The sequence below is a fragment of the Streptomyces sp. MS191 genome (assembly GCF_008042125.1).
GTDB lineage: Bacteria > Actinomycetota > Actinomycetes > Streptomycetales > Streptomycetaceae > Streptomyces.
Genome location: NZ_RDBI01000129.1, coordinates 1 through 6,744, shown reverse-complemented (window position 1 = coordinate 6,744; position 6,744 = coordinate 1). Strand labels below are relative to the sequence as shown.

Sequence of the window (6,744 nt, the reverse complement as noted above, 5' to 3'; positions counted from 1 at the left end):
GTCAAGTACCTCTCCCGCGGCCGCTACTACCTCGACCCCGGCAACGGCGCCTACAACCGCGGAACCTTCCGCCCCCTCTTCGAGCACAACCTCGTCACCGGCGAGGAGGTCCGGCTCGTGGACGGGCTCGGGCTCCGGCCGGGGAGCGGTGTACGTCTTGCCGTCGGCTCCAAGGACAGGTGAGGAGAAGTCCTCACCTGATGCCGCGAGGTCGTTCCGGACCGTCTTCTGATCCATGCCGGTCGCGGAGGCGATGGCACGGGTGCTCAGGCCGGAGTCCCGCAGGCTGGCGACGACTTCCTGTCGCTCCTTGCGGGGGAGCCGGAGCCGGGCCGTGCCGAACTCGGCGTTGCAGTACGCGTCCCACGTGCCGTAGCCGAGTGCGGCCCAGGCCCGCGTGGTATACGCCTCCTGGATCAGGAGCCACGTCCCCTCAACCGCGATCTTGATGCGGTCGGTGAGGGTACGGGCCTGCTCCTGGGTCGGCAGGACGATCTCCATCACAACGTTCCGTTCTCGTATGCGCCCGCCCGGTCGGCGGCCTGCTGGGCGATGGCGGCCTCCGCGCACGTCTTGTGCGCGGGGGACCTCTTCGAGTCGCGGGTGAAGGCGTCCTTGCCGCAGTACCGGCACGGGGCCGGCGTCCGGGACCAGTGGGAGGAGTCCCGCCAGTCCAGGAGCGGCGCCGGCCGCTCGCCGCCGGTCACGCGACGGCCTTGCGGCGGCTGGAATACAGGGCGTACCGCTGGGACGACGACAGCCCGCCGGCAACCCCGTGCCGGGATTCCTTGCCGCGGCCCGCCTCGAATTCGAGGATGTCGTTGAGGCAGCGGTTGACGACGGGGCAGCGGTAGCAGACCTTCTTGGCGGCCTCGATGCCGGCCAGGTCGCCAGTGGCGGGGAACATGGTGTCGGGGTCTTCGCCGAGGCAGGCGGCGAAGGCGCGCCAGTTGGGGACGTGAGGCAGGCTGGTTCCACGGGTGCTCATGCCGCCACCGCCGGAATGACCTCGGGCCACTGGACGCCGTTGAGGGCGCGGGTGTGGGTGTCCGGGAGGTCTGCGACCGGGTAGCCGAGCCAGTGGGCGCCGAGGGCGGCCATCGACACGGCGTCGGCCATGTCGTACCGGGCTGCCCCGTCGCACTCGACTCCGAACCAGGTACGGACGCCGTCACGAACCTCGCCCTTGCCGGCGTTGCCCTTGCCTGTGGCGTACATGGCGCGTTGGGCGGGCGGGCACACGGCGTACGGCAGGTCCCGACGCCACAGGTCGTGGGTGACCAGCCACCACAGGCCGGCGCGCTCGTGGGCTCCAGCTTCGTGGCCGTGCTTGTAGGAGGGGCCTTCGACGACGACGAGGTCGGCGAGGCGGATGCGGTCGGCGATCTCGCAGCGGATCCAGGAGAGCCGCATGTGCCCTTTCTGTCGGGGCTTGATGGCGTCGGCCCAGTCGACTCCGGCGATGCCGGTGGAGGTGAGGGAGAGGTCCAGGCCGATGACGAGGGGGCGGGTGGTTCCCGCGGCCGGGAGCGGGGACATCCCGGCCGCGGGGGTCTGGGTGGAGGTGGTCACTTCGTGTCCTCCTCGGTGAGGTCAAGCAGGGTGCGGGCGGCGGGGAGGAGCGGCTCGCCGCGGTAGCCGGTGGCGTCGAGAAGCTGATTGCCGAGGCGGCGGACGACGCGCTTCTCGATGGCCAGCGCCGCGCGGTACCTGGCGCAGGCCCGGGCGAGGCGATCGATGCGCAGCTCGTACCGGACGAGGGCTTGCTCGCTGCCCTCGGCGTACTCCCGAGAGTGGTGCAGCCTGCTGGAGAGGCGTCGGTTCTGGGCGACGGCCTCGTCGAGGCGGCGGCGGGAGACGAAGGGGAGTCGCATCACGCCACCTCGTCCTCGTCGACGAACTCAGCCTCGATCGCCTCGTCCTCGCCAGGGACGGAAGGCATCCCAGGCGCCGCGGCCACCGGCGTCGGCCGGTGCTCGGCGGCCACCTCGGCGGCGGCACGGAGTTGCTCGCGCATGTACTCGGCCGACGTCGGCACCCACTTGGTGAGGCGGTGGGCCGCGGTCTTCATCCACATCGCCTCCTCGTGCTTCTGCCACGGGGAGTACGCGGAGTCCGAGCCCTGGCTCATGGCCTTGGCCTTCATCACCTGGGCCCGGTTCAGCACGACGACCTTTGACGTCGCGCCGTCCTTCATCACGGCGTACGCGTAGACGAGGCGGAGCGGACCGCGGTCCTCGGCGTCCCAGTCGATCTCGTGCTCGGGCCGCTCGTCCCGGCCGGGGCTGTAGCGGAAGGTGTCGGCCTGGCGGACGACCTCGACGATTACGGAGGACACGGCGCCGGCGCGGTAGATCAGTTCGATCTCGCCCTGGTAGCCGCGGATCCCCTGGACTTCGAGGCGGCCCGCCTTCTTGCGGGGGACGAGGTAGAACTGCTCGGTGCCGGGGGTGAGGCCGAGCTGGGCGGCGTCCATGAGGGCGCCCATGAGGGCGGCGGGGTTGTTCTGGGCGGCCTGGGCAAGGTTGCGGTCACGACGCAGGACGCCGACGGCGAGCCGGATGAACGTGTCGGGCTTGACGTGGGACGGCATGACCTGCGCGAGGTCGGCCTTGTAGTGCTCGACCATGGCGCCGGGGCCCTGGTCACGGACGGCGACGGCGTTGGAGACGGTCTGGTCGGTCACTTGAACTCTCCGAGGTGCGTGCGGGCGATGTCGTGGGCGTATTCGGCGGCGGCGACCGAGGGCACGGCATGGATGCCGCCAGCGCGGGCGACCTGCCGCCCATGCGTTTCGAGGAGGTAGGCAAGGGAGTGGATGACGGCCGGAGGAATCTCGACGAGGCGTCCGGCGCGGCTGGCGGCCTCTGCCTTGCTGTTGAGGTCGGCGGCGGCGATGAGCAGCTGCTCGGCTGGGGTCATCGGGCGGTCCTTCGGGTGCGTGCGGGGAGGAGCTGGTAGGTGCGGCCGTCGCGGACGGTGCGGGTGGCGACCCGCTCCCGACCGACGACCGCCCGGCGGCCGGTGCCGATCGCGTCGAGCAACTCGCCCTTGCAGGCGGTCAGCTCGTCCTCGGCCAGCCAGAACGCGTCCTGCGCCGCGTGGAAGCGGTCCCGGAGCGCGGGCACGATGTCGACGTCGACGTCGTCCAGGCCCTCAGGGAGCTCGCGCACGGCCTGATAGGTGGCGGTGTGGCCGTCGATGCCCGGCCGCACGTCCTGCTCCAGGTCGCGCATGAACCGGGCGCCGGCCTCGCGCAGGATGCGGGCCTCGTCCGCGTCGTACTCGACGACGTACTCGCGGTACTCGCATCCGGCGATCCGCACCGCGACGTGGCAGCGGCGGGCGCCGGTGACGTCGAGGTACCAGAGGCACTGGCAGCGGTAGTGCACGGGGATCTGGTCCGTGCCCTGCTCGCCCCACCCTTCGTCGTCGCGGGAGGTCTTCGCCTCCAGCAACTCGGTACCGCCGACGAGCCGGTCCGGGTTCGCGATCTGCCACGGCCGGTCCGCAGCGGCGTACGTCGGTGCCGGACTGATGTGCAGCTCGGGGTGAAGCTCGGCGAACCGCTGGCAGATGCCGGGCTCGTCGACCTTGCCCCAATACATCTGCTCGCTCTCCTCGATGGGGCCGATCAGCCCCTTCTTCCTGTGCCACAGGGAGAACCGGGAGTCGTAGGGGGAGAGGCCGACGACGGCGGCGATCTCGGATCCGCCGATCCCGTCCGCGCGGGCGGCGTGCCACTCAGGGGAGCCGGGTTCGAAGACGCCGACCACGATGGGGCCGGCGGCCGGGGCCGGAGCCCCGGCCTGCACGGTGACGGTCACAGGGCCCTCCCGATGGCGGCGACCACCGCGGCGAGGAGCACCCACAGGGCGACGGCGATGGGCAGGCCGTAGGCGCATCCGCGCGCCAGACCGGGCCTCACGACGCCCTCCGGTCCCGCTGCGTCGCGAAGCCCAGCAGCGCGGCCGCCGCCTGCTCCTCGGCCGCCACCATCGGCTCGGCGAACGAGGCGATCCTGCGAGCCACCCGCAGCGCCTGCGGCCCGGTCAGGGACTGCCTCGTCGACAGCCGCTCGACGAGGTGCGTCTTCAGCTCCTCGAACGCGAGCCGGTCCGGGGCGTGTCCGTCGTGCTGGCCGTCCGGGTCGGCGCAGGCGAGCTCCATGAACGTCTCGAAGAACTCGTCGCCCATGAGGAGGTCGAGGATGTCGTGGACGTTGTCGTCGACGAGCGGGGTGACGTCGAGCGTGATGCGGCACGGGGTTGCCTCGACGTAGAGGCGGCCCTCGACGGGCGTGCGGTCGGTGCTCACAGGGCGCTCCCAGCGTCGGTGGGGTGGGGGAGGGGCGTCTCGACCGCGGCGCGCTGCCCGGCGAGGAGGTCGCGGAGCTGCTGCACCTGCGGGCTGACGTCCGTGGTGCGGGGGGCGAGGGCTTCGAGGGTGTGGTCGAGCGGGTCCATGAGGTGCCGCTGCTCGGCCAGCTCGCCGAACGTCGGGCGGTGCGGCACGAACGGGGCCGGGCGGACCGCGCCGCGCGAGATCTTGTCCGCCATTCGCTCGATGGCCTCGGCCTGGAACTGGTGCTGGCGGCTGCGCGTCGATCGGTACTCGCGGGCCTTCTTCAGCAGCCACAGGACGATGGCCTTGTTCTGCTCGGCGGCCGCGGGCTCCAGCTCGGCTACCCGGGCCATGGCCCCGCCGAGCTCCGACTCCAGCGCGGCGACCTGGTCCGCCGCGTCGGACAGCGCCTCGTTCGTCGAGTGCCGCTCCGCCTCCAGCTCGGCCACGCGGGCCCGCAGCGCAGCCACCTCGGCCGCCGCAGCGTCAGCCCGCATCGACTCCCACAGGCCCAGCACCGCCCCGAGACCGATGTCGAACGCCGCCGTGTCCCACGTACCCATGAAGTAGTTGCCACTGCTCGCGCAGCTCTCCGGCCAGTCACGGCAGAAGCACAGGTCCGCGTGGTAGTGGTCGTTCAACGCCCGGTTGCCCGCGGCGGCCAGCGCGTCGAGCTGCGCCTCCGTCAGCTCGGCCGGCTGCGCGTTCAGCAGCGACCGCAGACGCTCCAACTCCGCCGCACCGCCCTGCGGGACCAGCATTCCCAGCCCCATCAGCGTGGACGCGGCCGCCGAACCGATCTCCTCGCTGCTCTGCTCCCAGCCCTGCCACAGCAGACGGCGGGCCTCGGCGAGCAGCTCCTCGCGGGCGCTCATGCCGCACCGCCCAGAGCGGTCAGCAGGCGCCGCACCGCGTTGTCCAGGCCGACAGCAGCGCTGATCATGTCGCCCGCGTTATGGATGCTCATTCCCGCGCAGCGGTCGACCTCCGCGCGGGCCAGCTTCGCGGCCGCTTCCACCGACACCGGCCACGTGAAGGTGCTGGCGTAGTCGCTGAGCGGGTCCCGGACGCTGGCGGGCGATGCCGCCGCCGGAGGTACCTGTACGGGGGTCGTCTGCCGGTCCCCGGTCGGGATGTTCGTTGGTACGGTGATGCTCACGGTGTCCTCATTTCTCTGTGGGTGAGGTGCCGAGGGGCTGCATTCGGACCAGGCCCGGTCCGGGGTGGCCCCGTTTTCATGTGGTCAAGCGGCGCGGGGCGCCGGGATGACCGGTGCGGCCGGATGGTGCGGGCGCGCTGTGGCGAAGACCGCCCGCAGCTGCTCGCGCTGCTCGGGCCGGAGCGGCGGTGCCGCATCGACCGACTTGCGGATCGCTTCCATCGCGGCCGGGCCGAGGAGTTCGCGCGCTGCGGCGAGGCTGAAGGCGGCCATCAGGCAGCCACCTCGATACGGGGCCGGCCGGTGTGGCGTGTGGAGCGGCCGTGGGGTGCGAAGAGGATCAGGAGGTCCACGCCGATGACGCCGCAAATAGCGTTGGCGGTGGGCTCGATGACGGATTCCTGCTCGCCGGTGAGGAGGTTGCCGATCGTGCCGTGGGGGACTCCGACCAAGTCGGCGAGACCCCGGATGGTGACGGCGGCTCCGGTCCCGGTGCGCTTCATGAGGCGTTCCATGAGGTGCCGGTCGAGCAGCTTGTAGAGGGAGAACTGTGTCGAGTCAGGTGTAGCCATGTCCACCTCGTGCGGCGATTCATTGCACTGCTTGGATGGATGAAGCATTGCATAGCTTGGACGCCACGTCCAGCCACTTGGGCGGTGATGTGTCGAACGCGCCAAAACCCCCGTGCGCTCTAGCGCGCGCCGCCCCGTAGCGTGGACACTGCGTCCAGCGGCTTGGACGACACACCGGCTGCGACCAGGGGGGATGTATACGAACGTCTCTCTTGTCCCATGGACACCCCACAGCCCATGACATGACACGGAGTGGCAGGATGACCCTCATGGCTACGGAAGATCGCTCGCGCGCGGAGGCCCCGCGGCCCGCGCTCAGAGAGCTGCTGAAGAAGCGGCGCGCCGAACTAGGACTCAGCTACGTCAAACTGGCGGCCCGCTGCGTCGACCCGGAAACCGGGGAGCAGGTCGTCAAGGACTCCTGGCTACACCGACTGGAGTCCGGGGAGCCCGTCATCGCGCCCGACTTGCGCAACCTGGTCGGCCTCGCCGCCGGCCTCTCCGTGCCCCTAGAGGTCGTTCAGGCCGCAGCCGGGGAGCAGTTCTTCGGGATCGCGACCGTGAAAAGCGCCTCGGGGCAGGCGCGCGCCCTGCTGGCTCGGGCTGACCGGATGACGCCGGAGCAGGTGGATGCGCTTGCCCGCTTCCTGGACATGATCGCCCCCCAGG

14 protein-coding genes are annotated in these 6,744 nt (G+C 71.2%); 1 reads left to right on the top strand and 13 read right to left on the bottom strand.

What is annotated here, in order from left to right; all coding sequences use genetic code 11:
* The 13 genes from EAO71_RS35570 to EAO71_RS35510 form a co-directional block, all read right to left on the bottom strand.
* The coding region (locus tag EAO71_RS35570; protein WP_222723618.1) for a hypothetical protein at positions 1 to 501 on the bottom strand (501 nt) is incomplete at its 3' end.
* Positions 501 to 707: a hypothetical protein gene (locus EAO71_RS35565; RefSeq protein ID WP_147981943.1), complete on the bottom strand. Its 207-nt coding sequence runs from the start codon at positions 705 to 707 to the stop codon at positions 501 to 503. The genes EAO71_RS35565 and EAO71_RS35570, both read right to left, overlap by 1 nt.
* A complete protein-coding gene (locus EAO71_RS35560) occupies positions 704 to 988 on the bottom strand; it encodes a WhiB family transcriptional regulator (RefSeq protein WP_147981942.1) in 285 nt (94 codons plus the stop codon). Before EAO71_RS35560 ends, EAO71_RS35565 begins: the two co-directional genes overlap by 4 nt.
* Positions 985 to 1,572, bottom strand: a complete 588-nt coding sequence (locus tag EAO71_RS35555) for a hypothetical protein (RefSeq protein WP_261992502.1) — start codon at positions 1,570 to 1,572, stop codon at positions 985 to 987. The genes EAO71_RS35560 and EAO71_RS35555 overlap by 4 nt, the downstream gene beginning before the upstream one ends.
* Positions 1,569 to 1,874, bottom strand: a complete 306-nt coding sequence (locus tag EAO71_RS35550; protein ID WP_147981941.1) for a hypothetical protein — start codon at positions 1,872 to 1,874, stop codon at positions 1,569 to 1,571. Before EAO71_RS35550 ends, EAO71_RS35555 begins: the two co-directional genes overlap by 4 nt.
* Positions 1,874 to 2,686, bottom strand: a complete 813-nt coding sequence (locus tag EAO71_RS35545; protein WP_261992501.1) for a recombinase RecT — start codon at positions 2,684 to 2,686, stop codon at positions 1,874 to 1,876. The genes EAO71_RS35550 and EAO71_RS35545 overlap by 1 nt, the downstream gene beginning before the upstream one ends.
* Positions 2,683 to 2,922, bottom strand: a complete 240-nt coding sequence (locus EAO71_RS35540) for a hypothetical protein (RefSeq protein WP_147981940.1) — start codon at positions 2,920 to 2,922, stop codon at positions 2,683 to 2,685. Before EAO71_RS35540 ends, EAO71_RS35545 begins: the two co-directional genes overlap by 4 nt.
* A complete protein-coding gene (locus EAO71_RS35535; RefSeq protein WP_187282960.1) occupies positions 2,919 to 3,827 on the bottom strand; it encodes a YqaJ viral recombinase family nuclease in 909 nt (302 codons plus the stop codon). Before EAO71_RS35535 ends, EAO71_RS35540 begins: the two co-directional genes overlap by 4 nt.
* Positions 3,828 to 3,924: 97 nt before the next feature.
* Positions 3,925 to 4,317 carry a hypothetical protein gene (locus tag EAO71_RS35530; protein WP_147981938.1) on the bottom strand — a complete coding sequence of 131 codons (393 nt, stop codon included), beginning with the start codon at positions 4,315 to 4,317 and terminating at the stop codon, positions 3,925 to 3,927.
* Positions 4,314 to 5,219 (bottom strand): hypothetical protein, encoded by a 906-nt coding sequence (locus EAO71_RS35525; RefSeq protein ID WP_147981937.1) that lies wholly within the window; start codon positions 5,217 to 5,219, stop codon positions 4,314 to 4,316. Before EAO71_RS35525 ends, EAO71_RS35530 begins: the two co-directional genes overlap by 4 nt.
* Complete coding sequence (locus EAO71_RS35520) at positions 5,216 to 5,503, bottom strand: hypothetical protein (RefSeq protein WP_147981936.1); 288 nt, start codon at positions 5,501 to 5,503, stop codon at positions 5,216 to 5,218. Before EAO71_RS35520 ends, EAO71_RS35525 begins: the two co-directional genes overlap by 4 nt.
* A gap of 84 nt (positions 5,504 to 5,587) precedes the next feature.
* Positions 5,588 to 5,776 carry a hypothetical protein gene (locus tag EAO71_RS35515; RefSeq protein ID WP_147981935.1) on the bottom strand — a complete coding sequence of 63 codons (189 nt, stop codon included), beginning with the start codon at positions 5,774 to 5,776 and terminating at the stop codon, positions 5,588 to 5,590.
* The gene (locus tag EAO71_RS35510) at positions 5,776 to 6,075 is read right to left on the bottom strand and encodes a hypothetical protein (RefSeq protein ID WP_147981934.1); all 300 of its coding nucleotides are present in this window, start codon (positions 6,073 to 6,075) and stop codon (positions 5,776 to 5,778) included. The genes EAO71_RS35515 and EAO71_RS35510 overlap by 1 nt, the downstream gene beginning before the upstream one ends.
* A 269-nt stretch (positions 6,076 to 6,344) precedes the next feature.
* Here EAO71_RS35510 and EAO71_RS35505 point away from each other — a divergent pair.
* The coding region (locus EAO71_RS35505; protein WP_187282959.1) for a helix-turn-helix domain-containing protein at positions 6,345 to 6,744 on the top strand (400 nt) is incomplete at its 3' end.